The sequence below is a fragment of the Pyramidobacter sp. C12-8 genome, assembly GCF_002007215.1.
Classification (GTDB): Bacteria; Synergistota; Synergistia; order Synergistales; family Dethiosulfovibrionaceae; genus Pyramidobacter.
This window is the reverse complement of sequence record NZ_MUHX01000015.1, coordinates 36,188-61,580: the sequence shown is the minus strand read 5'-3', so window position 1 is coordinate 61,580 and position 25,393 is coordinate 36,188. Positions and strand designations below refer to the sequence as shown.

The window sequence follows — 25,393 nt, the reverse complement described above, 5'->3', positions numbered from 1 at the left end:
CCTTAACCTGTTTCAGTTTCGTGCTGTTCGAGAGAAGAGAAACGAAAAGAAGAAACGAAAAAGAGAAACGAAAAAAGAACAACGAAAAGGTTTCGCTTTCGCACTGACTGTGGACGCGTCCATGGCAGTTGCGGAAGTCGAATTGAACAGAGATACTGGTGATAAAAGCGGAGGGGGTCCACCCGGTCCCATGCCGAACCCGGCAGTTAAGCCCTCACGCGCCGATGGTACTGCGATTCGCTTCGCGGGAGAGTAGGTCGTCGCCCGTGTCTCTGTTTTTTCTTCCTTACTTCTTCCTTCTTCTTCTTCCTTCTTCTCTTTTTCTCTTCCTTTCTCCGCTCGAAAATCTTCGCTTAAAAATCTTCGTTCAAAAATCGCCGGCCCGCTGCGGAAAATCCTTCCCGCCGCGGGCCGGCCTTTTTTGGCTCTTTTTTCTTAAAGCGGGAATCGCTGATCGTGACGGAAAGGACAACGCTGCGGATTGCCTTCGGCGCGGTAGATTTTTCTGTTTGCGAGATCGTAGACGACGGACCAGACGGTATCTTTGCCTGTACTGGGGGGATACTGACTCAGAAAGCCGTGTTTGCCGCTCAACAGTTTTTGGGCGGAAGAGGCGTCGGTGACGCGCCCCTTTATGAGGGAATCTCTCATCGTCCGATATCGGCGTTCCGAGGACCACTCTTCGGCCGCGGCTTTCTGGAGGCTGTCCATTGGGCTCATATGAAAACTGTTGACGGCGCAGAGAAAGTTCTGCGGTAGAGGGGTGGAACTGACGCTCACGTGTTCGGAGCTGCATTCGATCAAAGCGATTCTGCCCGATGGATCGGCGGCGGTGAAGGTTTGTGAAGAGCTGATGGGGATCTTGGCAATGCTTTGAAGCATGTCGTCGACGTTACGGCATTTTTCCAGAAAGAAGCGCAGCAGCAGTCCCGCGTTCATTCCCGGCTTTATGCGTCGCGGCAGAACCGAGGTAAGACCGACGGCAAGACCGAGGCGGTTGACGCCGTCTTCCATCTGTATGAAGCTGGTCGTGTTCGCGGTGAAGCCCTGCGAGGCGGCGGGAACGTCGTAAATGACGTTCATATTTTGTTCTTTGAGCTCCGAGAAGAAATCGCTGTTGCGGCCAAGCAGGATCTGTCCTTTGCCCGACAGCGCAAAGCAGGAACAGTTGGCGCCCGGCGCTATCGAATAGAGGCTGAACAGAAGCGTCCGCAGCTTTTCGGGGGAACAGTCTTGCCCATCCGCGACGCCTTGGATTTCATCGAGGATTTCCGGAAAAAATTTTTGATAAACGGGCAGACAGGCCGAAGCGAAGTTTCCTGCTTCTTCGGAAAGCGGAAAGGGAATCTGAGAGAGGAGTGAAACGTTTCGCTGCGCCAGTTTTTGTCCCCACTGACGGCCGATATTGTAATGCGTTCCCGAGAATATTTCATGATTCATGAGATTGCGCTCCTTATTTTTGTAATAAGGGGCTGCCGGCAACTCCTGAACAGAAGGATAGTGGAATAAAAATTTTATGTCAATGCCTCTGCGGTTTTATAATTTACGCGCTGCGCACGTGATCCAGAGGACGAAACGAAATTGTTTGCGCGGCGCTTGAGATTCTGCCGACGGTATTGAATGCTTTCCCCGAATCGATTCTCCGCAAGACGCTGATTCTGAAGACGGCGATGATCGACGGCGGGGAGCCGTATGTGCGGCCGCTGAACTACGACTATCGGGATAATCGTCTGTGTGCTCTCAGGGTGAAAGTTCGATGTCCTCAAGATGACGGGCAAGACGAAGGGGTATCCCAGTCCAGACAATCCGAATGTGTTGCTGTGGAATGTGGAGTAATCTAGGGAATGCGCGGATATAAAAAAGAGTTCTTTCTGACGGTGTAAAACCGCCCGAAAGAACTCTTTTTCCGTTACTAAGCTCAATGCCTCTACGAAGATATTAAGCGCGGCGCTCTTTGATGCGGGCGCTCTTGCCGCTGAGCTTGCGCAGATAGTACAGCTTGGCGCGACGGACGCGGCCGAGGCGCTTGACTTCGATCTGGGCGACGCTGGGGCAGTGAAGGGGGAAAATCCTCTCCACGCCGACGCCGTTGCTGATCTTGCGGACGGTGAAGCTTTCGCCGATGCCGCCGTGCTTGCGGGCGATAACGATGCCTTCGAAGGCCTGAAGACGCTCGCGGGCGCCTTCCTTGACCTTGACGGAAACGCGCACGGTGTCGCCCGCGCGGAAGGCGGGGATTTCGCCCTCCGGCTTCATGTATTTCTGCTCAACGAGTTTTACTCTGGGATCCATACTGCATTACCTCCCTGTTTGTCGGGTGTTTTATCTGGAACCGAAAAACCGGTCCAGCGTAGCGGAGATCAGAGCGGTGCGAGGCAGTTCTCCACCGGTAGTCTCCTGGGGCCGCATGGCGATGACGCGGCCTTGCGCCGGCGCGGCGCCGAAAAGGATCAGCGCGGGACCGGACGCTCCGACCATTTGCCGTTTGGCTTCCATCCATGGGATGCCTGAAGGGATCTGCACGGCGATGGTGAGGAGCGGGCCATGTTTTTTTCTCGCGACCCACTCCGCCATGCGGCTGACGGAGGGGACGCACTTGATTTCGGGAACTTCGGACAGCCGGCTGCGGAGCGCGTCAAAGTCTTCGCACTTCTGCGGCGCGGCGATCACGCGCGCGAGGCCGTAGGCTTTTGCGGTTTGAACGATCTGCGCGAGTTCGGCGGCCAGTTCCGGCGCGGTGGGATCGATTGAAAGACCAAGATACACTTCGTCTTGCAGATAGTCCATCACGTTGGCGCGGCTGAGCAGATCGGGACGGCGCGAGAGCGTGCGGCCGGCCGCGGCGCGTCGGCGCCATTTCTCGATCTGGGCGTCGTCGCCGGACGTGAGTTCGGCGGGGACTTCCATGCCCTGCCAGACGGCGGGGCGGGTGAAGTGGGGCGTGTCGAGCATGCCGTTGTAGAACGAGTCGTCGGCGACGGAAAGCTCTTTGCCGACGACGCCGGGAACGAGGCGCGAGAGCGCGTCGATCAGCGTCATGGCGGGGATCTCGCCGCCGGTGAGGACGTAATCGCCGATGGAGTATTCCAGATCGACGTACTTCTCGACGAAACGCTCGTCCAGTCCTTCGTAATGGCCGCAGAAGATCGCAAGATGTTCTTCGCGCGCAAGCGCTTCGACGAGGTCCTGCGTCAGCACGGCGCCGACGGGCGTGGGGAAGAGAACTTTCGTCCTTTCGCCGCGGACGGAATGCAGCGCCCGCTCCAGCACTTCGGGCATGAGGGTCATGCCGCCTTTGCCGCCGAAGCTGTAATCGTCGATCTGCCGGTAATTGCCCTGCGCAAAGTCGCGCAGGTTCACGATCTCCACGTCGATCAGCCCTTTTTCCACGGCGCGGCCGACGATGCTGGTGCGCGCGAAGCTGTCGAGAAAATCGGGAAACGCGGTGACGACGGTGACTTTCACAGTTCCCACAGTCCTTCGATCAAACGGAGCGTGACGCGGCGCGCTTTCAGGTCGGCGTCGCGGAGGAATTCCGGCGCGGCGGGGATCAGGTGATCCTTGCCGTCGGGATCTCTAACGACGACGAGCTGAGAGGCTCCGCTGTCGACGATGTCTTTGACGACGCCGAGCTTGCGCCCCTGGTCGTCGCACGCGTCAAGGCCGATCAGGTCGCTGATCCAGAACTCGCCAGGCGCTAGCGGCATGCGCTCGTCCGAGGCGATCTCCACGGAGCAGCCGCGCAGAAGTTCGGCCCGCTCGATGGTGTCGACGCCTTCCAGCGCGGCCAGAAAATAACCGCGCGTCAGCGCGTCGCGCATGCCTTCCACGCGATAGCTCCCCGCGCATTTTCCGTCACGGTAGAAGCTGAGGCTCTCCATATCGAAAAAACGCTCGGGAAAATCGGTGAGCGGCCGGATCTTGAGCTCGCCGCGAAGGCCGTGAGTACCCTGGACCTGTCCGATGACGACTCTGACGGTGTCAGGCATCGTTATTCGGCGTCGGCGTTCCTGTCGCCGGTCTCGGCGACGTCGACTTCGACGCTGTCTCCGCCCTTGACGGAGGAGACGCGGACGATCTGACGAATGGCGTTGATGGTGGCGCCGCGGCGGCCGATGACGCGGCCGGTGTCTTCTTCGGCGACGTGGATCAGCACGCGGAGGACGCCTTCGGCGTCCTTTTCGGCGCTGACTTCAACCGCTTCGGGCTTGGTCACGAGCGAGACGGCGATAGTCTTGACGAGGTTCTGATAATCCATGGGCGTCACTCGGCTTTCTCGGAGAACTTGGCCCAGACGCCGGCCTTCTTGAGAAGAGCGCGGGCCGTGTCGGACGGAAGAGCGCCGTTGCGGAGCCACTTCACGGCGGACTCCTCGTTGATCTTGATCTCGGCGGGATCCTTCATGGGATCGTACGTGCCGAGCTCCTCGATGAAGCGGCCGTCGCGGGGGCTGTGGGAGTCGGCCACCACGAGACGATAGAAGGGGACCTTTTTGCGGCCGTGACGTGAAAGACGAATTCTTACTGCCATTTCTGCAACACCTCCTGAGACAATTTGTCGTTTATAAAAAATCCCGTTTGGGGATTTTCTGCGGTTTTTCAGCGGCGGAACATGCCGCCCAGACCTCCCATGAGGCCTCTTTTTTTGCCCATCTTGCCGAAGCGCTTCCACAACTCGCTCATCTGCTCGAACTGCTTCAGCAGCTGGTTGACCATCTGCACCGTGGTGCCCGAGCCTTCGGCGATGCGGCGCCGGCGGCTGCCCTTGATGATCGAGGGATCGCGGCGCTCGGCCTTCGTCATGGACTGGATGATGGCTTTCATGCGCAGCAGGCGCTTGTCGTCCAACGCTTCCGACGGCAGATCCTTCATTTTGCTGGTGATCGCGCCGGGCAGCATCTCCATCACCTTGTCGAGCGGGCCCATCTTCTCGACCTGAGCGAACTGCGCGAGCAGGTCGTCCATCGTGAAGCGCTGCTTTTTGAAGCTCTGCGCCATCTGCCGGATGTCGGTTTCGGTCGCGGCCTCCTTGATCTTTTCCACCAGGCCGGCCATGTCGCCCATGCCCATGATGCGTTCGGCCATGCGGCGGGGATCGAACTGCTCGATGGCGTCGAGTCCTTCGCCGACGCCGGCGAATTTGACCGGCACGCCGGTAGCGGCCAGCACGGCCAGAGCCGCTCCGCCGCGGGCGTCGCCGTCGAGCTTGCTGAGCACGACGCCGGTGACGCCGAGGCGTTTGTTGAAGGCTTCGGCCACGTTCAGGGCTTCCTGTCCCGACATGGCGTCGACGACCAGAAGGATTTCGTGCGGATCGAGCGCCGCTTTCATGCGGTCGAGCTCGGCCATCATCTCCTCGTCGACGGCGAGACGTCCGGCCGTGTCGAAGACGAGGACGTCGATCAGGTGCGAGGCGGCGTAGGCGAGAGCCCGTTGGGAGAGCGCCACGACGTCGGTCTCGCCGGCTTCGGGGCCGAAGAAGGCGACGCCGGCCTGGCCGGCCAGCACGCGCAGCTGATCCACCGCGGCGGGGCGGCGCAGGTCGCAGGCGACGAGCATGGGCTTGTGGCTCTTGCTCAGCTTTTTGGCGAGCTTGGCGCTGCTCGTCGTTTTGCCGCCGCCCTGAAGTCCGACCATCATCACCAGCGTCGGAGGCTGGGAGGCGATGTCGATGCCGCGGCTGCCTTCGCCCATGATGCGGGCGATCTCTTCGTAGACGACGGCGGCGACCTGCTGGGCGGGCATGATCGACTCGAGCACCTCGGCGCCGACGGCGCGGACGCGGATCTTTTCGACCAGGTCCTTGACGACTTTGTAGTTGACGTCGGCTTCGAGAAGGGCGCGGCGAACTTCGCGCAGAGCCTGCTGAACGTCTTCTTCGGTCAGCTTGCCGCGGCCGCGCAGTCCGCTGAAAATGCTTTCCAGCCGTTCTTTGAGCGAGTCAAACATGATTCATCGTCCTTCCGGCGCACGCCTCGACAATGGCCGCGGCGTGCTGTTGGGGATTTTCGCCGCCGCAGATGGCGCGGGCTTCCTCCTCGATACGGCGAAAGCTCTCGGCGTGGCCGAGCAGCGTTTCGATCTCGTCGAGGCGGTCGCGTGCCCGCTGCAGCTGGTCGGAAACGCCCTGACGGCTGATCCCCAGATCGTCGGCGATCTCCGAGAGCGAGAGATCGTCGAGCTCGTGCATTTCGTAGACGCGGCGCTGCCGTTCCGTGAGGAGCGGCCCGTAGAGATCGTACAGCCGCGAAAGCTGAATGCGCCGTTCCAGCACTTCGTTTTCGCTCACTCTGTCCCCACTCCCTTCGCGACGCGAGCATTATAAGCGATCGTAACGAGGGTGTCAAGATGTTTTGCTTGACCCGTGAGGGATCCGAGAAAGGTTGTGTTCGCTGTCCCCGTTTTCTTCATCGTGCGGCTTCCTCTGAGATGATTGTGCCGGTTGCCGGGAGGCGGGATTTGATTTTTGCATTTCGGCGGGCAAGAATTCTCTTTTTCTGCGGGGATAGGTATGATAAAATAAGCTCGGCTCTGTTTTTAATCTTTTTTTGTTTCGCGTTTGAATGTGGAAAAACGAACGCGTTTGCGCCATGGGCTGAGGCAGAGCGAACGCTTCGCCGAGCCCGAACTGGAGGAGAAAATGAAGACTGAAACGACGATGAATGAGGCTGTGCGAGACAACTACCGCCATCTTGCGGTGAGCATGGAGAAGCATCTGGTCCGACGGGGGCACGTTCCCTTTTACGCCGCGACCGCGTCGGAAGCTCTGGAAAAGGTTCTGGACCTGATCCCCGCCGGCGCCAGCGTGGGGATCCCCGGCTCCGTGACGATTCGCGAGATCGGCGCCGTCGAAGCGCTGCGGGGGCGCGGGCACAAGGTGGTGCAGCACTGGGATCCGAAGGCGACGGCGGCGGAGAAGCTGGAAGCGCGTTTTGAAGAAGCGCAGTGCGACGTCTTTCTCGCCAGTTCCAACGCGATCACCAAAGACGGCGTGCTCGTCAATATCGACGGTTCCGGCAATCGCGTGGCGGCCATGTGCTGGAGCCGCGGCGACCGGATCTACGTCGTCGGCATGAACAAGGTCTGTCCCGACGTGGCAAGCGCCCTTGCGCGTGTGCGCGACCGCGCTGCGCCGCCCAACGCGCTGCGGCTCAAGAGCAAGACGCCCTGCGCCGTCATGGGCTGTCATGACGAGAAAGGCTGTCTCGGTCCCGACAGCCTCTGCCGCGCCGTGCTGATCATGGAGCAGGCGCCGACCATGCCAGACGGCAGGAAATCCTACGTGGTTCTCGTAGGCGAAGAATTGGGGTATTGAGAATGGCAGATCAGAATATTTCACTTGTCATCGCCGGCGGCGAAATCTCCATGGGACTGGCCGACGGCATCGTCACCTCGCAGCAGCCGGTTTCGGCGGAGACGATCCAGTCGTGGATTTCGCCCGAGCTGGCGGGAGCGGTGCGCCTGGTGGACTGGAGCCATCAGCCCAGCAGTCATTATTCGGTGCGCATGACGGCCGACCTCGTCGAACTGTTGAGCCAGCAGGTCGAAGCGGGCGCTCATGCCGTCGTCGTCTTCTGCGGCTCCGACGCCGTGGAGGAGATGGCCTATCTGGCCGATCTGCTCTGGGTGTATCCGCAGCCGCTGATATTTGCCGCGACTCATGCGCCGGCGGGTGTTCCCGGCAGCGACGCGCTGACCGTGCTGAACGAGGCGCTGCTCACCGCCCTGTCGCGCGAAGCGTGGGGGCAGGGCGTGCTGGTCTGCGCCGGCGGACAGCTTTTTGCGGCTTCCGATATCGTTGAGTATGCCGACTACGGCCGTCTCGGTTTCTCGGGCAATTTCCGCGGCGCCATCGGCGCCATTGTCGCCGGCAAGGTCCATCTCTGGCAGGCTCCCAAGCGCAGCAAAATTTTTGACGCGCCGTTTACGCCGGCCCGCAATGTGGAGCTGCTCTACGCTTCGCTGGGCGCCGGGGAACGTTTTCTGCAGCTGCTCACCGGCGACGAGGGCAATCCCCTCGACGGCCTTGTCATCGCCGGCTTCGGCGGCGGCCATGTCTATCCCGCCTGGGTCCCTTACCTGAAGGCCCTTGTGCGCGACGGCGTCCCCGTGGTGGTCGTGTCGCGCTGCCTGCGGGGCTGTGTGATGGAGGATTCTTCCTTCGAGGGAGCCTTCCTGAAGCTGAAGGAGTTCGGCGTCATGGACGGCGGCTTCCTTTCTCCCTTGCAGGCGCGCCTCAAGTTGGCCGTCGGCATTGGCGCAAATCTGAAGGGCGAAGAGCTGCAGAAATATCTGTTGGACCAGTGACGAAAAATGACGTTTGCTCTTGAGAAAACAGCAGGACGAACAAGGCGCCGGAAGATTTTTCTTCCGGCGCCTTGTTCGTCCTGCTGACGGGGGAGCGCGCTTCATGCGCAGACGTTGGGATTTTGGGAAGCGGCGAGTTACATTGATTCTTGATAGAAAGTGTAAACGTAATTTTCTGAGCGCTGCGGGGGAGTTCAGTCGCTTGGAACTCCCTCGCAGCGCCCCTGCGTTCGGCTTTTTAATTGAGAAATAGTATGAGCGATGATCTTGTCGGACAATCAGTTCAACTCGCCGATGGCGTTCTCGACGGCTTCGATCAGAGCGCCACTGCGGACGAAGTCGATGGCTTGGGTCATGAGCGGATGGATGAAGTGGTCTTTTTCGAGGAAGGGGATCTGGGCGCGGAAGGCTTCGTAGGCGGCTTTCGTGCCGCGGCCGAGACTGAGCGGCAGCGAGAAGTCGACGCCCTGGCAGGCGGCCATGGCTTCGATGCCGAGGATCTTTTCCACGTTGCGCAGCACGCGCGCAGCCTTGAGCGAGCTCCAATAGCCCATGGAGACGTGGTCTTCCTGATTGGCGGAGGTGGGGATGGAGTCGACGCAGGCGGGGTGGGTCAGCGTCTTGTTCTCCGAGGCCACGGCGGCCTGGGTGTACTGGGTGATCATGAAGCCGCTGTTGACGCCGCTGTCGTCGATCAGGAAGGGCGGCAGGCCGTTGGAGAGGCTTTTGTCGACCATGCGGGCGCTGCGGCGCTCGGAGATGCTGCCGAATTCGGAAACGGCGATAGCGAAAAAGTCCATGGCGAGGGCGATGGGCTGGCCGTGGAAGTTGCCGCCGCTGAGCGCCGCCTCGTCGTCGGGGAAGATCAGCGGGTTGTCGGTGACGGAGTTCATCTCGATCTCGATCTTCGACTTCACGTAATCCAGCGCGTCGCGGCTGGCGCCGTGCACCTGGGGCATGCAGCGCAGCGAATAGGCGTCCTGCACGCGGGAGCCTTTGTACTTGTCGATGATCTCGCTGCCTTCGATGAGTCGGCGGATGTTCTGCGCCACGGCGATCTGGCCGCTGTGGGGGCGCAGCGCGTGGGTGCGGGCGTCGAAGGCGTAGGGTACGCCGTGCAGCGCTTCCAGCGACAGGGCGCCGACGATGTCGGCGTTCTTTTCGAGTTTCAGCGCGTCGTACAGCGCCAACGCGCCGAGTCCGGTCAGCGCCGCGGTGCCGTTGTTGAGCGCCAGCCCTTCTTTGGGATGCAGGGACACGGGGTTGAGTCCCGTCAGCTTCATGGCATCGAGCGCGGTCATGCGCCGGTTCTGATAGAACACGTCGCCTTCGCCGAGCATGGCGGCGGCGATGTGCGACAGCGGGCAGAGATCGCCCGACGCGCCGACGGAACCCTGCTCGGGCACCATGGGCGTGATGCCGAGATTGAGGAAGTTGACGAGCTGCGACAGCGTTTCCAGCGTGATGCCGGAGTGGCCGCAGAGCAGGCCGTTGAGGCGCAGCAGCATTATGGCGCGCACCACGTCGACGGGCAGTGGTTCGCCGACGCCGACGGCGTGGCTGCGGATCAGGTTCTCCTGAAGCAAGCGGGTGCGCGCGGCGTCGACTTTTACGGTGGCGAGATCGCCGAATCCCGTCGTCACGCCGTAGACGATACGGTTGCCGGCGACCCAGTTCTCGATCAGGGCGGACGCCCGGTTGATCTGGCCGACGGCCTCTGCGGAAAGTTTCACCGGAGCGCCGCAGCGCGAGACGTTGATCAGTTGTTCGAGGGTCAGGTTACGGCCGGTAAGGACGACGGGATTGGCGCGGTTCATGGCGATCACTCCTGATTGTTTGGGTTTGACGGGCCGCCGCGGGCTTCGCGGCGGCTCTTTCGTTTAACGTTCCGTTTTTTTTCGAAAAGCGCCTAGGCTTCGTGATGTTCTCTTTGGGCGCAGGCCGCTTCGGCCGCGCGGCGCACCGAGTCGCCGTCGACGTGGTACGGCAGCGTGATGTGGTACTTGCCGGGATACTTGGCGTTCACTTCGCGGCTGACCTCTTCGGCGTGTTCGCAGCGGGCCCAGGCGCGGCGCGCGACGCCGCCGAGCACGTCCCACATCATCGCCGACCTGATGATCGCGTCGGTCTCGGGGCGTCCGTCGAGCAGCAGGCCGAAGCCGCCGTTGATGCACTTGCCGATGCCCACGCCGCCGCCGTTGTGCAGCGTGCAGAGCGTCATGCCGCGGGCGGCGTTGCCGGCGAAGGTGTTGGTGGCCATGTCGGCGCAGATGTTGCTGCCGTCTTTGACGTTGGCCGTTTCGCGGAAGGGGCCGTCGGTGCCGGAAACGTCGTGGTGGTCGCGCCCCAGCATGACGGGGCCGATCTTGCCCTCGCGCACGAGCTTGTTGAACGCGAGGGCGATGTTGGTGCGTCCTTCGGCGTCCTGATAGAGGATGCGGCACTGCGTGCCGACGACGAGGTTGTTCTTTTCGGCGTCGCGGATCCAGACCCAGTTGTCGTAGTCCTGGCTGCGGCGGTCGGGGTCGATGCAGGCCATGGCGGCCTCGTCGGTGGCGCGCAGGTCTTCGTGTTTGCCGCTCAGGCAGCACCAGCGGAAGGGACCGTAGCCGTAGTCGAACAGATGGGGGCCCATGATGTCTTCGACGTAGCTGGGCCAGATGAAGCCTTCGTAGGTGTCTTTGCCGTTCTTGGCGATCTCGGTGACGCCGGCGTCGAAGACGGCGCGCATGAAGCTGTTGCCGTAGTCGAAGAAATAGGAGCCGCGGTCGACCAGCTTCTTGATCACGTCGAAATGACGGCGCAGACTGGCGTCGACGTGCCTGCGGAACTCTTCGGGATCCTCGTGCAGCATTTTCGTGCGCTCTTCGAAGGTCAGATCCGCCGGGCAGTACCCGCCCTCGTAAGCGGCGTGGCACGAAGTCTGGTCCGAAAGCAGCTGGATTGCGATATGGCGGCTCTCGGCGTACTCGAGCAGCGTGACGACGTTGCCGTAATAGGCGATCGAAAGAGGCTTTTTGGCGTCCAGCGCTTCCTGAGCCATTCGGAAGGCCTTTTCGGCGCTGTCGGTGATCTCGCCGACCCAGCCTTGGCGGTGGCGGGTCTCGATGCGGGAATAATCGACTTCGGCGACGATGCCGACGCCGCCGGCGATCTCGATGGCCTTGGGCTGCGCGCCGCTCATGCCGCCCAGTCCCGACGTCACGTAAAGGATGCCGGCCAGATTGTCGCGCGGCCCGACGCCGAACTTGAGGCGCGCGGCGTTGAGCACGGTGTTGAAGGTGCCGTGTACGATGCCCTGCGGCCCGATGTACATCCAGCCGCCGGCGGTCATCTGGCCGTAGTTGCTGACGCCCAGCTGCATGGCGCGGTGCCAGTCCTTCTGGTTGTCGAACAGGCCGACGAGCAGCCCGTTGGTGAGGATCACGCGCGGCGCTCCGGGATGCGAGGCGAACAGTCCCACGGGATGGCCGCTCTCGAGCACCAGCGTGGTGTCGTCGGTCAGCTCGCGCAGATACTTCTGGATCAGGCGGTACTGCAGCCAGTTCTGGCAGACCTGCCCCGTCTCGCCGTAGGTGACGAGTTCGTAGGGATAGAGCGCCGTCTCGAAGTCGAGATTGTTGTCCATCATCACCTGAAAAGCTTTGCCGGCCAGGCACTTGCCCTCGTAGGTGTCGATCGGGCGGCCCCAGATGCGGCCGGCGGGGCGGAAGCGGTAGGCGTAGATGCGGCCGCGCGTGCGCAGTTCTTCCATGAACTCGGGGATCAGCTGCTCGTGGTACTTCTCGGGCACGTAGCGCAGCGCGTTGCGCAGCGCTAGCTCCGTCTCGGACTGCGAAAGCGTCCAGCCGCGGTCGGGGGCGCGGCGGATCCCCGCCGCGAACTCGGGATATTCGGGCAGAACCTCGTCCAGTTTGATGACCATCGCTTCACTGTTGAGCAAATTCTCCTGCATGTGTTTTTCTCTCCTTTTATAAAACAAGATCTCCCGCGGAGAAGCGGAACAGCGGAGAAAAATCCTTTTCCGATGAACCGCGTCCTGCCGATCTTTTTCCCCACGGACTTCCATCAAGCGAACGAACGTTTTACGACAAACAAAAACAACCCAATTGCCTCGCGGCCGACAGCTTTTTATTTTTCTACGTCTCCGCGAGAACGTTCGATGCGTCTTTACGCCACGTAAACGCCTTTTTTGTACACTTCCATGACGGGACTGACGCCGGCGTGATAAGCCAGGATCGTCGGCGAATCGCCGTCGAGCAGCAAAAAGTCGGCCTGTTTGCCGATCTCCAGGCTGCCGACTCTGTCCTGCAGGCCGACGGACCAAGCAGCGTTGAGCGTGCAGCCGGTCAGCGCCTCTTCTACGGTCATGTTCATGTTCATCACCGCCAGGCCGAAGACGAACGGCATCGACTCGCAGAAGCAGGAGCCGGGGTTGCAGTCGGTGGCCAGCGCCATGGGCACGCCCAGTGCGATCATGCGGCGCGCGTCGGCATAGGGCTTGCGCAGGCTGTACGCCGTGGCGGGCAGCACATCGGCGATGACGCCGGCTTCCGCCATGGCCCTGAGATTCTTTTCGTTGGCCGCCAGCAGGTGTTCGGCCGAGGCGACGCGCAGTTCCGCCGCCAGCCCCGCGCCCTGCGTGTCGTCCACTTCGTCGGCGTGGATGCGCAGCTTCATGCCCAGCGTGCGAGCCGCTTCGAGGATGCGGCGGCTTTGCGGCACGGTGTACACGCCCGTCTCGCAGAACACGTCGCAGTAGCGCGCGATGCCCTGTTTTTTAACGGCGGGCAGCATTTCATCGACGAGAATATCGACGAAATCGTCGGCGCGCCCCTTGTATTCCGCAGGCACGGCGTGAGCGCCCATGAACGTGGGCACGATGTCCAGCGGCGTCTCCTCGCCGAGGCGGGCGATCACGCGCAGCATTTTCAGTTCTTCGGCGGTGTCCAGACCGTAACCGCTTTTCACTTCCATGGTCGTAGTGCCGAAGTTCAGGGCCGAGAGCACGTTCTCGCGCGTGGTCTCGAACAGTTCCTCCTCGCTGGCCGCCTTGACGGCGTTGACGCTGGAAAGGATGCCGCCGCCCGCGCCGAGGATCTCCAGATACGTTTTGCCCTGCAGGCGCATCGTGAATTCCTTTTCGCGCCGCGCCGCAAAGCAAATGTGCGTGTGCGGATCGACGAAGCCGGGGATCATCGCCGCGCCCTCGCAGTCGCGCTCCTCTTCGATCTCCGCGTCCTTCGCGGCGAGAGCCGCGCGCACTTCCGCCTCGTCGCCGACGGCGGCGATCAGGCCGCCCTCGACGAACAGCGCGCCCTTCTCCCACGACGCGACGCGCCCCTGCGCGGCCCCCGCCGCCGGCGCGCCGCCCATCAGCGGCGTGGCGATCGCCGTGTTGTAAAACAGTTTTCCGCTCATCCCTTCGCCTCCTTTTGAATCGTTACATCAACGAAGCGATCTCTGCCGCCGCGCTTTTCAGCGCCGGCAGCAGATCGGCTTCCCAGTTCCCGAACGTTCCCGCCACGCCGGCGATGCCCAGCTGCGCCACAAAATGGCCGTGACGGTCGTACAGCGGCACGCTCAGATCCTCGGCGTTGGCCATCCACTCTTCGCGCGAATGGGCGCAGCCCGCGCGCCGGATCCCGGCGACGCGCTCCCGCAGCCGTAGCGCGTCGGCCGCCGAGCCGTCGGGCATTTTCAGCGGCGAGGCCAGGATCCGCTCGCGCAGGCTCGTCTCGCAGAACGCCAGCAGTACCAGCCCCGTGGCGCCGGCGCAGAGCGGCACGCTCATGCCCTCGCGCGCCACGAACTTGACGGCGATCTCCGGCTCTTCGGTGTGGACGCACAGGCCGCCCGTGCCCTCGATCACGCTCAGGATCGCGGTTTTCCCCGTGCGTTCCACAAGCCGCCGCATCGGCTCTCTGGCGCAGCGTACCAGCGCCTCGAAGAGCACGGGGCGGTGGTTGAGCAGGAAGAAACGAAGCCCGGCGCGGTAGGCGCCGCTTTCGGCGTCTTGAACCGCCCAGCCGTAGGATTCCAGCGCCGCCAGAAAACGATGCGCCGTACTGCGCGGAACGCCCGCCGCCGCAGCCAGATCGCGCACGCTCGTCACCCGTTCGGAGCGCACCAGCGCCTCCATCAGGCGAATGACTTTGCCCACGGCGTCGTTTTTGCTCTGCTGTCCTGTCGAATCCATCATGAACCTCCAAAAGTGGGACGCTCCGTCTTAAAAATTGTTTAATATAACTATACTAAAAAAATATCCCTTGTCAATCGAGAAAAAAGAGAAACTTAGATTTTCTTCATTCGGCGCCGATGATTTGGCGCGCGGCGGCTCAATGGCACAGGTCCGTACCATTCGGATGAGGCTGGCCGGCCCGATGCCGGCGGGATTTTTGCATTAAAATGAGGGAAGTTCCTCCGCGCTGCGGCGCGAAAGAGCTTCCCTCGTTGAGTTTTTCTGAAAAAATCACTTCCACTGCGTTTCCAGCGACAGGATCGTGTAGCGGTTCCGCTGTTTGGTCTTGGGCGTGACCCAGGCCTCGAACGTGGCGGGGCGGTCGCTCTCGTCCTCGACGTTGTAGATATCGCCGGTCATGCGCAGCATCCTGGCTTCTTCGAAGACTTGCTTCACCTGCGCGTAATAGACGGACTCGCCGTCGGCGCCCTCGAAGTGGTAGAGTTTCCCGTCGTAATGGAAGTCGGAACCCTCCATGTTGCGATTCTTCAGATCGATGTCGAAATACTTTTTCACCGTCTCGGCCACGAATTTTCCGTCGATCGTCAGCGAGCCGTACGGGCAGTTTTTGTCGGCGCAGCGTTTGACGCGGCTTTTGAAGTTGTTCACGTAATTGTGCCAGACGCCGAAACGGATCAGCTCGGCCAGACCTTCTTCGCTCTTCATGTGCAGCAGGCCGTCGCTGCCGTCTTCCCCCACGTCGAAGCCGTAGTAGCCCAGCTCGGTGAAATTGCTCAGGAAGATGCTCATCCTTTTCAGTTCCGCCGCGCCGGGATCCAGCGTTTTCGCCCCGGCCGAGGCCGCGGCGCAGGCAGCCAGCGCGCACGCTGCCATCACGCGTGCAAACTTTTTCATCTTCATTCGCTCCTTTCGTCGCTCTCGTCTCTCTCTCTCGACGCCCGAAGCCCTCTTCCGGCTTCCGTCGGACCACGCTTTAAAATCACAAAGAATATAACACGGGCGGAAGGTCTCGGCAAGCGGCCAAAATCCGTCTGCGAACGCGCCGTTTTCGCCTTCGCTGCCGCGCTTTCGTTATTGCAGCCACGCCCCCACGCCCTGCGCTTCGATCTGCTTTTTGGAGGGCAGACCGTTCACCGCCAGCGGCGCGCCGGTCAGTTCGGGAAACTTTTCGAACCAGACTCTCAACACTTCCGCCGTAATGCCGACGCGCTCTTCGAGCGGATGTCTGGCGTCGCGGAGCGGATCGGCGCCGACTGCATGCGCGTTCATCGCCGGATTGGGCGTTTCGCTGAGAAACGGGACGCAGGGCGTCCCTTCGCCGATCTCGTAGTGGGAGATGCCCCGAAAGCCGGGGACGGACTGTTTGGGCTTGAGAGAAACGCCTCGCTCTTCGAGCTCCAGGATCATCTCGATGCATGGCTCGAGGTATTTCGGATGAGTGATCAGAGAGTAAGAGAGCGAACCGCCGGGATGTTTTTTGCCGTCGCGGGGATCGAACACTTCCTCCGGCGCGGTCGCTTCGTGCATGTCGAGACAGGAACCGGGCTTTTCGCGGCGGATCAGCTCCATGACGCCGAACGTCACCATCTGCGCAGGCGTTCCGTCGGCGACGCCGGGATAATTGCGGTTGACGTTGCGCCATTCGGAGCCGTCTTTGTGAACGTAACCGAGCGGGTGGACGAAATGTTCGGGGTCGCTCTCGCCTTTCTTCAGCGGTATGCGGCGATCGCCGTAATACAGCCAGCGCTTGCCCTGGCGGCTTTCGAACGGCAGCTGATGGGGCACTTGCCCGAGCGCGTCCGGCACCGACATGCCGGCGGCGTTCAGGCAGGGGATGACGAACAGCTTGCCCTGTTCGACTTCCGCGTTTTCGAGAAGAACTTCCGCCGTCAGCACGCCGCCGATCTCGCGCGGATGCGTCCCCGCCAGGATCAGCGCCGTCGCGCCCGGCTTCTTGCCCTCCATCACGTAGACCGCCGTGTCGTAATCGGTGCCTCTGAGATTGGGATTGTAGTCGGAAAGCCATTTGATCCCCGTCACGCCGTATCCCGGCCGCACGTCCAGCCGAAAAGCCGCCCGCGCCGCCGCGCCGTTCAGAGCTAAAACCGTCGCCATCCCGGCGGCTGCCGCAAATTTTTGAAAACGTGTGCAGACCATTTTTGTCCCCCTCCGTTGGATTTCGCTGCCGCATTCCACGCTGTGCCGTTATTCTTCCGGGATCATTATACCAACGTCTGCGACTTTCTACGCGGATGATGATAAAATAAAAGCACCTTAAAAGCGGAGGTGTCACATGAAAAAATTTCTCGGTGTGATTTTGTTCTTGGCGGTTTCATGCTGCACGGCAGTTCAGGCGAAGGATTATCACGTGGCGGCGCGGGTGAAGGAAGCGCAGGCGGCCGTGGATAAAATGATCCGCTCCAAATCGGCGGCGGGACTGGCACAGTCAGTCAAGGAAGGCGTCGGCGTGGCCATTTTCCCCAACGTCGTCAAGGCGGGACTCATCGTCGGCGGCCGTTACGGCGAGGGGTTGATGCTGCGTCATGATCCCAAGACGGGCCAATGGTACGGACCGGCGTTTTTCAGCATCAGCGGCGGGTCGGTCGGACTGCAGATCGGCGCTTCTTCGACGGCGCTGGTTTTGACCGTCAACAATGAAAAAGGCATGAAGGCATTCCGCGGCGGCACCTTCACGCTGGGGGCCGACGTCGCTGCCGTGGCCGGCCCGAGCGGACGCAACTCCTACGTCGGCACCAACATCAACGCCGACGCGCCGATCTTCAGCTACTCGATCACCAAAGGCGTTTTCGCCGGCGTGGCCCTCGACGGCTCGGTGATCAGCGAACTGCCCCGCGTCAACGATGCCTGCTGGGGCAGACACCTGAACAACGTCCAGATCTTTCACCGCAGACCGGCGCGTAAGGACGTGCAGGCGCTGATCAGAAAACTCAACCGGCTGATTTCCCTGGCAAAGTAAACTCGTTCTTTCGGTCCCGGAACAAAAAAGCGCAGACCCTTGATCCCAAAGGTCTGCGCTTTTTTGTTTTTCGCGGTAAAAAATGGAGCCGACTCCCGGATTCGGACCGGGGACCCCATCCTTACCATGGATGTGCTCTACCTACTGAGCTAAGTCGGCTTAAAAAATGGTGGTAGCGGGTGGATTTGAACCACCGTAGGCTCTCGCCGTCAGATTTACAGTCTGATGCCATTGACCACTCGGCCACACTACCACGTCGTATGAAGTTGTCAAAACTGGAGCCGGCGATCAGAGTCGGACTGATGACCTGCTGATTACAAGTCAGCTGCTCTACCAACTGAGCTACGCCGGCCTGACAGGAAGACATTATAAAGGGTTTTCGTCAAAAGTCAACGGGCAAATGCAAATTTCTTCGTTCGCGGCGTGCGGCTCGGGAGAACAACCTCCATCCTGTGTCGTCCTTTCGACGAGCCTTCGGCGGGCGAAAAAGCGCGAAAAGAGCGCGGCGAAACGGCCGCTTGTTCGATGAAAACGACCGCTCCGCCGCCTCGCTTTTCAATTTTTCGCGCCGTTCCGTCCTGCCGCCGCGGGCGGAACGGCGTCGGGCAGCTTGAACCGTTCCGAAAGGCCGAGCGCGTAGTCGAGATCGGCGCGGCTGCTGTTCATGTCGTAAACGGCGTCGACGAGCTGAGTGCGGGCGTTGGTCAGGGCGGTGCGGGCGTCGAGCACGTCGAGGTTGGTGCCGACGCTGGATTTATAGCGCAACAGGGCCATGCGGTAATCTTCCTGCGCGCTGGCGACCTGGCGTGAAGCCACGTCGATGCGCTGGCGCGCCGATTCGAAGTTCAGCTGCGCCGACGAGACCTCCAGCGCGACCTGCCGTTTCACGTCTTCGATCTGGGCGAGCAGTTCCTGCGCCCGCGCTCTGTACTCCTTGACCTGGGCGCGGGCCTTGCCGCCGTCGTAGAAATCCCATCGCAGGCTGAGCGACAGCTTCCACGTGTCCAGATCGTCGGGCCAGAAATCGCGCCCCGTGTTGAAAACTTCTCCGCCGGCGACAATCTTCGGACCGGTAGACGCGCGCGACGCGGCGGCGACGGCCAGCGCGGCGCGGCGCGAGAAATCGAGCGCCTTCAGCTCGGGACGCAGGGCGTAAAGGCTGGCCTCGTCCCAGTGGGGCGCGTCTTTCGGCGCCGCGTTCCGGTCCGGCTCCGGCAGGTCGAATTTCGAGCGCAGCTCGGTGCCGACGGCGCGTTCGAGCGCGCGCCAGCGCACGTCCACGGCGTTTTTGGCGGAGATCACGTTCAGCTCGCCGTTGGACACGTCGACTTCCACGCGCAGCACTTCGTCCTGAGCGACGACGCCGTACTTGAAAAAGTTCCTGACCTGCGACAGATGTTCTTTGGAAAGCGCGAGCACCTCTTCGGCCACGGCCAGCTTGGCGCGGGCGCGCTGCAGGTTGTAATAGGAGACGAGCACGGCGTTCTCCACGGCCTGGCCGGTGCGGACTTCGCGGGTCTGAATGCCGCGGAAGGCCATTGTGCGCGCGGCGATCGTGTTCTCGACGGCGCCGCTGCTGAAAAGCAGCCACTGCACGCCGAGCGCGGCCTGATACGCCTCTTCGAAGGAATTGAGGGCGTAACCGCTGAAAACTTTAGGCGGATCGGACTTTGGATCGACGGTTACAACAGCAGGAACTTTTCCCTCCTCGCCCTGCCACGCCCCGGCGAGCGCGGCGTACAGCTTGGGCAGTTTGTCGGCGCGGGCCTGGGCGAGCTGCTGCCGGGCCTGTTCGATGCGGGCCTCGGCGGCCGCCAGCGAGGGATTGTTCGCGCAGGCCAGTTCAAGGGCCGTCTCCGTCGTCAGCACGGGACGTTCGGGGCGTTTTGAGGCGCGGCCGTCCTTCGCCGCGGCGGGGACGGCCAGCACAGCGGCCGCCAGAAGAGCGGCGATCGTTTCCTTGTACACGGGCATCAGCCTCCTGATCGGTCGGGCTTTTTCGCGCCCGACGAAAGATGCGTTGCCGCCATTATACATAAATTTGCGGGAATCAAGAAGCCGCAGCGGCAATTTTGTTCAGTTCCTGTAACCTGTTCGAAACGAAAACGCCCCGCCGTGAGGCGGGGCGTTCGCGTGCGATTTTCTCGCTATGCCAGGGCGGCCTTGAAGACTTTTTCCACGTCGGCCTTCTCGGCGTGCCCTTCGTGAACTTTCTCGCCGTCCACGAAAAACGTGGGCACATAATAGTAATCGTACTTCGCGGCGACGTCGGGCTGTTTCTTCTCGTCGACCATCTCGAACGGAACGGCGGCGTACTCGGGGTGTTCGGCCTTCAGCTCGTCGAGGCACTTGCGGGCCAGCTTGCAGTGAGGGCAGCTTTCGAACATGAACATGGTGATTTTTTTCATCGTGGTTCCTCCTTGGATAAATAAAATCGAAGCCTAAATTTCGTACAGCACTTCCACGCCTTTGGGCAATCTTTGTGGTTCGAGCAGCGGCAGAGGATCGAGCGCCGCGCCGCCGCTGAAAAGGCCGAGGTGGAGGTGCGGTCCGGTGACGCGCCCCGTCGCGCCGGAAAGGGCGATCGCGTCGCCGGCTTTCACTTTCTGGCCGGCTTCGACGAGGTTCTTCGAAAGATGGAAATAGGCGGACAGCACGCCGCCGCCGTGATCCACGTAGACGGCGCCGCCGGAAAAATAATGGGCCCCTTCGAGCACGACCGTACCGTCGGCGATCGCTCTGACCGGCGTACCGACGGCGGCGCGCAGGTCGAGGCCGCCATGGCCGCTGCGGGGCACGCCGTTGTAGACGCGGAAGCCGCCGAAATACGCGGTGGGGATCCCCGGCACGGGGGGCACGTAACGGCGCGGCAGCACGCCGCCTTTGCTGCGCGTCGCCAGCGCTTTCCGCACGAGCTGGCGCTCTTCGGCGATGCGTTTCAACTCCGACTGAGGCGGAGTGACCATCTTCGGCGCGACTGTGAGCACCTGTTTGGGGTAACGGTAGCCGGTCACTTTGATTTTTCGTTCGGCCCGGATCCGGCCTTTGGCGCCGCAGTCGAACTCTACCTGCACGGGCAGCGTCGATCCGGCCAGTTTGGCGTCGTTGGGCGCGCCGAGGATCGTGCGCACGGCGTTGCGGCGCGGCGCGAGGACAAACTTTTGCCCGCGCCACGTCACCGTGACGTCGCCGATCGCTTCGTTGGCGCGCAGCTCCAGAAAAAAAGGCTGACCGATCGGCGCCTCTTCCGGCACCGTCAGCCGCATGCGCGCGGCAAACGCCGCCGGCATGAATGCGAACGTCAGCAGCAGCGCCAGGACAAATTTCTTCACTTCTTCTCTCACCTCTGAAAAAATTCGCCCGGGCGGCGAAAGCTTTTGGGCCGGCCAGACGTCACTCAAGCTCTCTCAGCTTGCGGCGCAGGATCTTGCCCGAAGGCGACACGGGCAGGCTCTCGACGAAATCGACCTTGCGCGGGATCTTGTAGTTGGCGAGTTTGCCCTTGCAGTATTCGATGATGTCGCGGTCGGTGACCGAAGCGCCTTCCTTGAGCACGACGAAAGCGCGCGGGATCTCGCCGTTGACGAGGTGGTGCATGGCCACGACGGCCGCCTGGGCGATCGACGGATGGACGTTGAGGATGCGTTCCACTTCCTGGGGATAGACGTTGAAACCGCCGACGATGATGATGTCGGTGAGGCGGTCGAGCACGGTGATGTAGCCGTCCGCGTCGTATTTGACGACGTCGCCGGTGTCGTACCAGCCGTCGGGGGCGAGGCGCTCGGCGGTGACTTCGGGCGCTTCGTAGTAGCCGTGGAACACGGACTTGCCGCGCAGTTTGAGCACGCCGGGCGTTTCCGGCGGCAGCGCGTTGCCCTGCTGATCGCAGACTTTCCACTCGTAGCCGGGCAGGACGGGACCGATGGTGCCGAGCTTGCGCGTCTTTTCGTCGTTGTTGAAGGTGACGACGGGTGAGCACTCGGTCGTGCCGTAGCCTTCGAGAATGGGATGGCCGAACAGCTCCATGCTGGCCTGGTCGAGCATCGTATTGAGCCGGTCGCCGCCGGTAATGACGGCGCGGACCGAGTTGATCTCGATGGGATTGTGTGCGGCCGAACGCTTCAGGAACTCGAGCATGGCGGGCACGAGGAACAGCACGGTACAGCCGGCGTCGCGGATCGCCTCGAGCGTTTTCAGCGGCGGCATGAATGCGGGCACGGCGGCGACTTTCGCGCCGGCGTATTGGGGCAGCAGCATGGAGAGCGTCAGGCCGAAGGAGTGGAAGTTCGGCAGCGCCCAGATGATCGTGTCGCTCGGATAAATCGGGAAATGTTTGCAGATCGAGCGCACGTTGTCGACGAAATTTTCGTGGCTCAGCGGCACGGCCTTGGGCAGGCCGGTCGTGCCCGAGGTCGTGAAGAACACGGCCCAGTCGGACGTCGTCGTTTTGCGTTCCACGCCGCGGAATTTGTCAAGCGTGCCTGTCGTCGGCTCGATCTCCACGACGGGGTAGCGCAGCACGCCCGCTGCGGCTTTGGCGTCGCCGCGCGCGACCGCGATCGCGAACGGCTGCACGAGGTCGATGGTGGGCAGCAGATTGTCGGTGCCGGCGCGCATGTTCAGCGGGACCAGCGTGCCTTTCAGGGTCCAGACGGCAAGAGTCAACGTCAGCAGCGCCGGGCAGTTGGGCAGCAGCGTCATGAGCCGCTGCCCTTCTTTGAAACCGGCCGCCGTCAGCGCTTCGCGTTCCGCGGCGACGGCGTCCAGCAGCGCCTGCCCCTTCAGCCACTCCCCGTCCCACCAAAACACATCCGCGGCGGCGCGTTTTCTCAAACTCTCCAGCAGGAGATCTTCAAGACGTTCCATTTGTTTCCTCCTCAGATAAAGCGGCGGCAGAATCTCCGCGCCGGCCGGCTCATTTCTCAGCTTGGCGCGCCCTGGCAAGGACGCATTTCAAGAATTCTACACGATTCTCCTTTTCAAGGCAAACGGATGCTTTTATGTCTTCAGTCCGGCTCAGCACTGATACTTCATGGGCACGAACTGGGGCATTTCGCTGAAGCCGAGCTTCTCGTAAAAGGCTTGGGTGCCCGGAGCGCCGACCAGACCGATCCAGTCGATCCCGACGGCGCGGAGTTCCTTCACAAGCCGGGAAACGATCTTCTTCCCCCAGCCCTGACCGCGGTAATCGGTGCGCACCACGATGTCCTGAATGTAAGCGTCGCTGACGCCGTCGGAAAGGGCGCGTCCCATGCCGACCAGCTCGCCGCCGTCGAACAGCGCCACGAACCGGAAGGAATTGGCCACCATCGCGGGGATGACGTCTTCGCTCCAGCCCTCTTCCCACCAGCCGGCATCCATGTAAAGATCGACGACCGCCTCGGGGCGGAGCGATGTAACCACTTCAAGGCGCAGTGAATTTTCCAATTAAGAAGCACCTCCATGAGAAATGTAACGCGATATTTTCTTCGATCACCGGTTATATGGTAATTTTTCGCCGCCAAATTGGCAAGCGCCGATTGCAGAATTTTGTCGCCGCGTCCGCCCCCAAAAATTCGGCGGCGCGTTTCTTCGGCACGGAGCCGGGGCTTCGTCATTTTCCGCCGCGCAAAAAACGTTTTCATCTTCGTTATGTTTCATTGAAGCGGCTGCGACTCCGTGTTATAATGACGGCAATCGAACATGGAACTCCGTTTAAAGAGGAAGCCGGTGGAAATCCGGCGCGGCCCCGCCGCTGTAACTCGGACAAATCCGAAGCACGTCACTGATCGCGTTATTGGGAAGACTCGGACGAGGATGAAGAGAAGCCAGAATATTCTTTAAAGGGAGCTTGCAAAGGGGGAATGTTTGCGTGGGCGAACTCCTGTGCGGCTGACCAGTGACAGCCGCGGCGGAAGGACACGACGCAGGGTCGTGTCTTTTTTTGTCTCCCGAGGCCCGAGCTTCGGAAAAAAATTTCATGAAAGGTCGTCTGATGAATATGTCCTTTAAGTCCATGATTCTCGCCGTCACCCTCGTGGCCGTCGCTTTCTCCGGGATCGCCTGCGCCAAGGAAGCCAAAAAGGAAGAGAAACAGGCCATCCTGATCACCTCTTTCGGCACCTCCATGCCCAGCGCCCGCAAAGCGATCGACAATCTGGTCGTCGCCGCCAAAAAGGCGTTCCCCGGCGCCGAGGTGCGCTTGGCCTTTACCTCCAACATCATCCGCCGCAAGCTGGCCCGCGAAGGCAAGAAGAACGTTCCCCCCACGCCCGTCATGGCTTTGGCGCAGCTGAACGACGAAGGGTTCGCTACGGTCGGCGTGATGCCGACGCACATCATCCCCGGCGCCGAATACGACGAGATCAAGAACGTTGTCGAAGCTTGGGGCGAACTGAAAGGCAAATACGGCATCAAGGATCTGCGCCTCGGCAAGACGTTCCTGTCCAGCGTCGAAGGCTGCGACGAGATGGCCGCGATCCTCGTGAAGAGATTCGAAAAACTCGCCGGCAAGGACACCGCCGTCGTGCTGATGGGACACGGCACGCCGCACCATATCGCCAACGCCATGTACAGCCAGCTTCAGGTCGCCCTAAACAAAGTCGCCGACGGCCGTTTCTTCATCGGCACCGTCGAGAACACGCCGCTGATCGAAGACGTCGTCGCCGCGCTGAAGAAAGCCGGCTACAAGAAGACGCTCGTCTCGCCGCTGATGATCGTGGCCGGCGACCACGCCAACAACGACATGGCCGACAAAGACGATCCGGAGTCCTGGTACAGCATCCTCAAGAAGGAAGGCTTCGCCGTCGAGACTTACATCAAGGGCCTTGGCGAGGACAAGAACGTTACCGCCGCCTTCGTGGAACACCTGAAGGAAATGATGAAGTAAACATGCCTCCGTCGCCTGTCGGAAATCTCGAGCGCTGGCGTTCGCAACTTCGTGCGCGATACTTCCGCCTCGGAGCGGCGCTCGGCGTTCTGCTCTTTCTGACGGCGCTGTGGCGAATCACGCAGGGAGAGTGGAATATTCCACTCTCCCGCGTCTTTGAACTGCTCTCGCCGTTTCTTCCCGCCGCCGAGAGCGAGACCGCCGAGGCGCTGGTGATCCGCGCCGTCCGCCTGCCGCGGTTCTTCGCGGCGGCGGGAGCCGGGGGGCTGCTCGCCGTCTCGGGTGTCGTCCTGCAGGGGCTTTTGGCCAATCCGTTGGCCGAACCTTACACGCTGGGCATCGCCGCGGGCGCGGCGTTCGGCGGCGCGGTGGGATTTTTCTTCGACCGCTTGGCGGTGACGCCGACGGCGTTCGCCGGCGCGCTCGGTTCGCTGGCGCTGGTCAATCTGATCGCGCGCAAAAACGGCGGCAGCGGCGCGTATCTGGTGCTGGCGGGCATCGTCGCCAACGCCGTGCTCTCGGCGGGGGTGACGCTTCTCAAGGCCGTCGCCGACGACAAGCTGGGAGCGATCGTGCTCTGGCTGATGGGCAGTTTTTCCGGCGCTTCGCCCGCGGCGGCGCGTCTGGTCTGGCTGGGCGCGGCGATCACGCTGGTCCCGGCCTGGCTTTACGGGCGACGGCTCGACGCCGTCTCGCTCGGCGAAGGGCAGGGGGAAATGCTCGGCGTCGACGAGAAAAAACTGCGGCGGCGTCTGCTCTGCGCCGCGTCGCTGGGCACGGCCATGAGCGTGAGCAGTTTCGGCATCATCGGTTTCGTGGGGCTGGTGGCGCCGCATGTCCTGCGGCTCCTCATCGGGCCCTCGCACCGGCCGCTGCTGGTCTTCAGCTTCCTCGCCGGCGCTCTGCTGACGGCGCTGGCGGACGGAGCGGCCCAGCGTCTCGGGGAACTGCCCGTCGGCGTGATCACGGCGCTGATCGGCGGCCCTTTTTTCTGCTGGATTCTGGTGAAAAGAAAATGACCGCGCCGTCTCTTTCGTATT

25 protein-coding genes, 3 tRNA genes, 1 rRNA gene and 1 riboswitch are annotated in these 25,393 nt (G+C 61.8%); of the genes, 7 read left to right on the top strand and 22 right to left on the bottom strand.

Annotation, left to right across the window (positions count from 1 at the left end; genetic code table 11):
* Positions 1–154: 154 nt before the first annotated feature.
* Positions 155–269 (top strand): 5S ribosomal RNA (gene rrf, locus B0D78_RS07260).
* A 166-nt stretch (positions 270–435) separates the two neighbouring features.
* Here rrf and B0D78_RS07255 read toward each other — a convergent pair.
* The 8 genes from B0D78_RS07255 to B0D78_RS07220 form a co-directional block, all read right to left on the bottom strand.
* Positions 436–1,440, bottom strand: coding sequence for a C45 family autoproteolytic acyltransferase/hydolase (locus B0D78_RS07255; RefSeq protein ID WP_078016304.1), 1,005 nt, complete (start codon positions 1,438–1,440; stop codon positions 436–438).
* 498 nt (positions 1,441–1,938) lie between these two features.
* Positions 1,939–2,292, bottom strand: a complete 354-nt coding sequence (gene rplS / locus B0D78_RS07250) for a 50S ribosomal protein L19 (protein WP_009163509.1) — start codon at positions 2,290–2,292, stop codon at positions 1,939–1,941.
* Between the two features lie 30 nt (positions 2,293–2,322).
* A complete protein-coding gene (gene trmD / locus B0D78_RS07245) occupies positions 2,323–3,465 on the bottom strand; it encodes a tRNA (guanosine(37)-N1)-methyltransferase TrmD (protein WP_078016303.1) in 1,143 nt (380 codons plus the stop codon).
* Positions 3,462–3,989, bottom strand: coding sequence for a ribosome maturation factor RimM (gene rimM / locus B0D78_RS07240; RefSeq protein WP_078016302.1), 528 nt, complete (start codon positions 3,987–3,989; stop codon positions 3,462–3,464). Before rimM ends, trmD begins: the two co-directional genes overlap by 4 nt.
* A 2-nt stretch (positions 3,990–3,991) precedes the next feature.
* Complete coding sequence (locus B0D78_RS07235; RefSeq protein WP_078016311.1) at positions 3,992–4,258, bottom strand: KH domain-containing protein; 267 nt, start codon at positions 4,256–4,258, stop codon at positions 3,992–3,994.
* A gap of 5 nt (positions 4,259–4,263) precedes the next feature.
* On the bottom strand, positions 4,264–4,530 hold the full coding sequence (gene rpsP, locus B0D78_RS07230) for a 30S ribosomal protein S16 (protein ID WP_009163513.1): 267 nt from the start codon (positions 4,528–4,530) through the stop codon (positions 4,264–4,266).
* A gap of 68 nt (positions 4,531–4,598) precedes the next feature.
* Positions 4,599–5,948, bottom strand: coding sequence for a signal recognition particle protein (ffh, locus tag B0D78_RS07225; RefSeq protein WP_078016301.1), 1,350 nt, complete (start codon positions 5,946–5,948; stop codon positions 4,599–4,601).
* Entirely contained in the window at positions 5,941–6,288 is a 348-nt protein-coding gene (locus B0D78_RS07220; protein ID WP_078016300.1) for a sigma-70 family RNA polymerase sigma factor, read from the bottom strand. The genes ffh and B0D78_RS07220 overlap by 8 nt, the downstream gene beginning before the upstream one ends.
* A gap of 351 nt (positions 6,289–6,639) precedes the next feature.
* On the opposite strand from B0D78_RS07220, the gene B0D78_RS07215 reads away from it, so the two are divergent.
* The gene (locus B0D78_RS07215) at positions 6,640–7,314 is read left to right on the top strand and encodes a lactate utilization protein (RefSeq protein ID WP_078016310.1); all 675 of its coding nucleotides are present in this window, start codon (positions 6,640–6,642) and stop codon (positions 7,312–7,314) included.
* 2 nt (positions 7,315–7,316) lie between these two features.
* Positions 7,317–8,306 (top strand): asparaginase, encoded by a 990-nt coding sequence (locus B0D78_RS07210; RefSeq protein WP_078016299.1) that lies wholly within the window; start codon positions 7,317–7,319, stop codon positions 8,304–8,306.
* Positions 8,307–8,584: 278 nt separating this feature from the next.
* On the opposite strand, the gene hutH is transcribed toward B0D78_RS07210, so the two are convergent.
* The 4 genes from hutH to B0D78_RS07190 all read right to left on the bottom strand — a co-directional run bounded on the left by hutH (position 8,585) and on the right by B0D78_RS07190 (position 14,505).
* Positions 8,585–10,123 (bottom strand): histidine ammonia-lyase, encoded by a 1,539-nt coding sequence (gene hutH, locus B0D78_RS07205; protein WP_078016298.1) that lies wholly within the window; start codon positions 10,121–10,123, stop codon positions 8,585–8,587.
* 92 nt (positions 10,124–10,215) lie between these two features.
* Entirely contained in the window at positions 10,216–12,261 is a 2,046-nt protein-coding gene (locus tag B0D78_RS07200) for a urocanate hydratase (RefSeq protein ID WP_143521770.1), read from the bottom strand.
* Positions 12,262–12,476: 215 nt separating this feature from the next.
* Positions 12,477–13,727, bottom strand: coding sequence for an imidazolonepropionase (gene hutI, locus B0D78_RS07195; RefSeq protein ID WP_078016297.1), 1,251 nt, complete (start codon positions 13,725–13,727; stop codon positions 12,477–12,479).
* A gap of 22 nt (positions 13,728–13,749) precedes the next feature.
* Positions 13,750–14,505, bottom strand: coding sequence for an IclR family transcriptional regulator (locus B0D78_RS07190; protein WP_158606341.1), 756 nt, complete (start codon positions 14,503–14,505; stop codon positions 13,750–13,752).
* Between the two features lie 70 nt (positions 14,506–14,575).
* Between B0D78_RS07190 and B0D78_RS13230 the strand changes: the two genes are divergently transcribed.
* Entirely contained in the window at positions 14,576–14,713 is a 138-nt protein-coding gene (locus B0D78_RS13230; RefSeq protein WP_205948272.1) for a hypothetical protein, read from the top strand.
* Between the two features lie 65 nt (positions 14,714–14,778).
* Here the strand turns inward: B0D78_RS13230 and B0D78_RS07185 are convergent, their stop codons facing one another.
* Positions 14,779–15,402, bottom strand: a complete 624-nt coding sequence (locus tag B0D78_RS07185; protein ID WP_078016295.1) for a hypothetical protein — start codon at positions 15,400–15,402, stop codon at positions 14,779–14,781.
* A gap of 177 nt (positions 15,403–15,579) precedes the next feature.
* Positions 15,580–16,665: a deacylase gene (locus B0D78_RS07180; protein ID WP_078016294.1), complete on the bottom strand. Its 1,086-nt coding sequence runs from the start codon at positions 16,663–16,665 to the stop codon at positions 15,580–15,582.
* Positions 16,666–16,801: 136 nt separating this feature from the next.
* Here B0D78_RS07180 and B0D78_RS07175 point away from each other — a divergent pair, with 136 nt between their 5' ends.
* The gene (locus tag B0D78_RS07175; protein WP_078016293.1) at positions 16,802–17,485 is read left to right on the top strand and encodes a lipid-binding SYLF domain-containing protein; all 684 of its coding nucleotides are present in this window, start codon (positions 16,802–16,804) and stop codon (positions 17,483–17,485) included.
* A gap of 83 nt (positions 17,486–17,568) precedes the next feature.
* Here the strand turns inward: B0D78_RS07175 and B0D78_RS07170 are convergent.
* The 8 genes from B0D78_RS07170 to B0D78_RS07135 form a co-directional block, all read right to left on the bottom strand.
* Positions 17,569–17,644, bottom strand: a tRNA-Thr gene (locus tag B0D78_RS07170).
* An 8-nt stretch (positions 17,645–17,652) separates the two neighbouring features.
* Positions 17,653–17,738 (bottom strand) — tRNA-Tyr (locus B0D78_RS07165).
* 23 nt (positions 17,739–17,761) lie between these two features.
* Positions 17,762–17,837: transfer RNA gene (locus tag B0D78_RS07160), tRNA-Thr, on the bottom strand.
* 203 nt (positions 17,838–18,040) lie between these two features.
* Positions 18,041–19,522, bottom strand: coding sequence for a TolC family protein (locus B0D78_RS07155; RefSeq protein WP_240496140.1), 1,482 nt, complete (start codon positions 19,520–19,522; stop codon positions 18,041–18,043).
* A 110-nt stretch (positions 19,523–19,632) separates the two neighbouring features.
* Entirely contained in the window at positions 19,633–19,893 is a 261-nt protein-coding gene (locus B0D78_RS07150) for a glutaredoxin family protein (RefSeq protein ID WP_078016292.1), read from the bottom strand.
* A gap of 33 nt (positions 19,894–19,926) precedes the next feature.
* Entirely contained in the window at positions 19,927–20,817 is an 891-nt protein-coding gene (locus tag B0D78_RS07145; protein WP_078016291.1) for a M23 family metallopeptidase, read from the bottom strand.
* A gap of 61 nt (positions 20,818–20,878) precedes the next feature.
* Entirely contained in the window at positions 20,879–22,351 is a 1,473-nt protein-coding gene (locus B0D78_RS07140) for an AMP-binding protein (protein WP_078016290.1), read from the bottom strand.
* Between the two features lie 150 nt (positions 22,352–22,501).
* Positions 22,502–22,912 carry a GNAT family N-acetyltransferase gene (locus B0D78_RS07135; protein WP_078016289.1) on the bottom strand — a complete coding sequence of 137 codons (411 nt, stop codon included), beginning with the start codon at positions 22,910–22,912 and terminating at the stop codon, positions 22,502–22,504.
* 233 nt (positions 22,913–23,145) lie between these two features.
* Positions 23,146–23,323, top strand: a riboswitch (cobalamin riboswitch).
* Positions 23,324–23,459: 136 nt separating this feature from the next.
* Between B0D78_RS07135 and B0D78_RS07130 the strand changes: the two genes are divergently transcribed.
* Entirely contained in the window at positions 23,460–24,353 is an 894-nt protein-coding gene (locus B0D78_RS07130; protein WP_240496139.1) for a sirohydrochlorin cobaltochelatase, read from the top strand.
* 2 nt (positions 24,354–24,355) lie between these two features.
* Complete coding sequence (locus B0D78_RS07125) at positions 24,356–25,372, top strand: FecCD family ABC transporter permease (RefSeq protein WP_078016288.1); 1,017 nt, start codon at positions 24,356–24,358, stop codon at positions 25,370–25,372.
* Positions 25,373–25,393 lie beyond the last annotated feature (21 nt).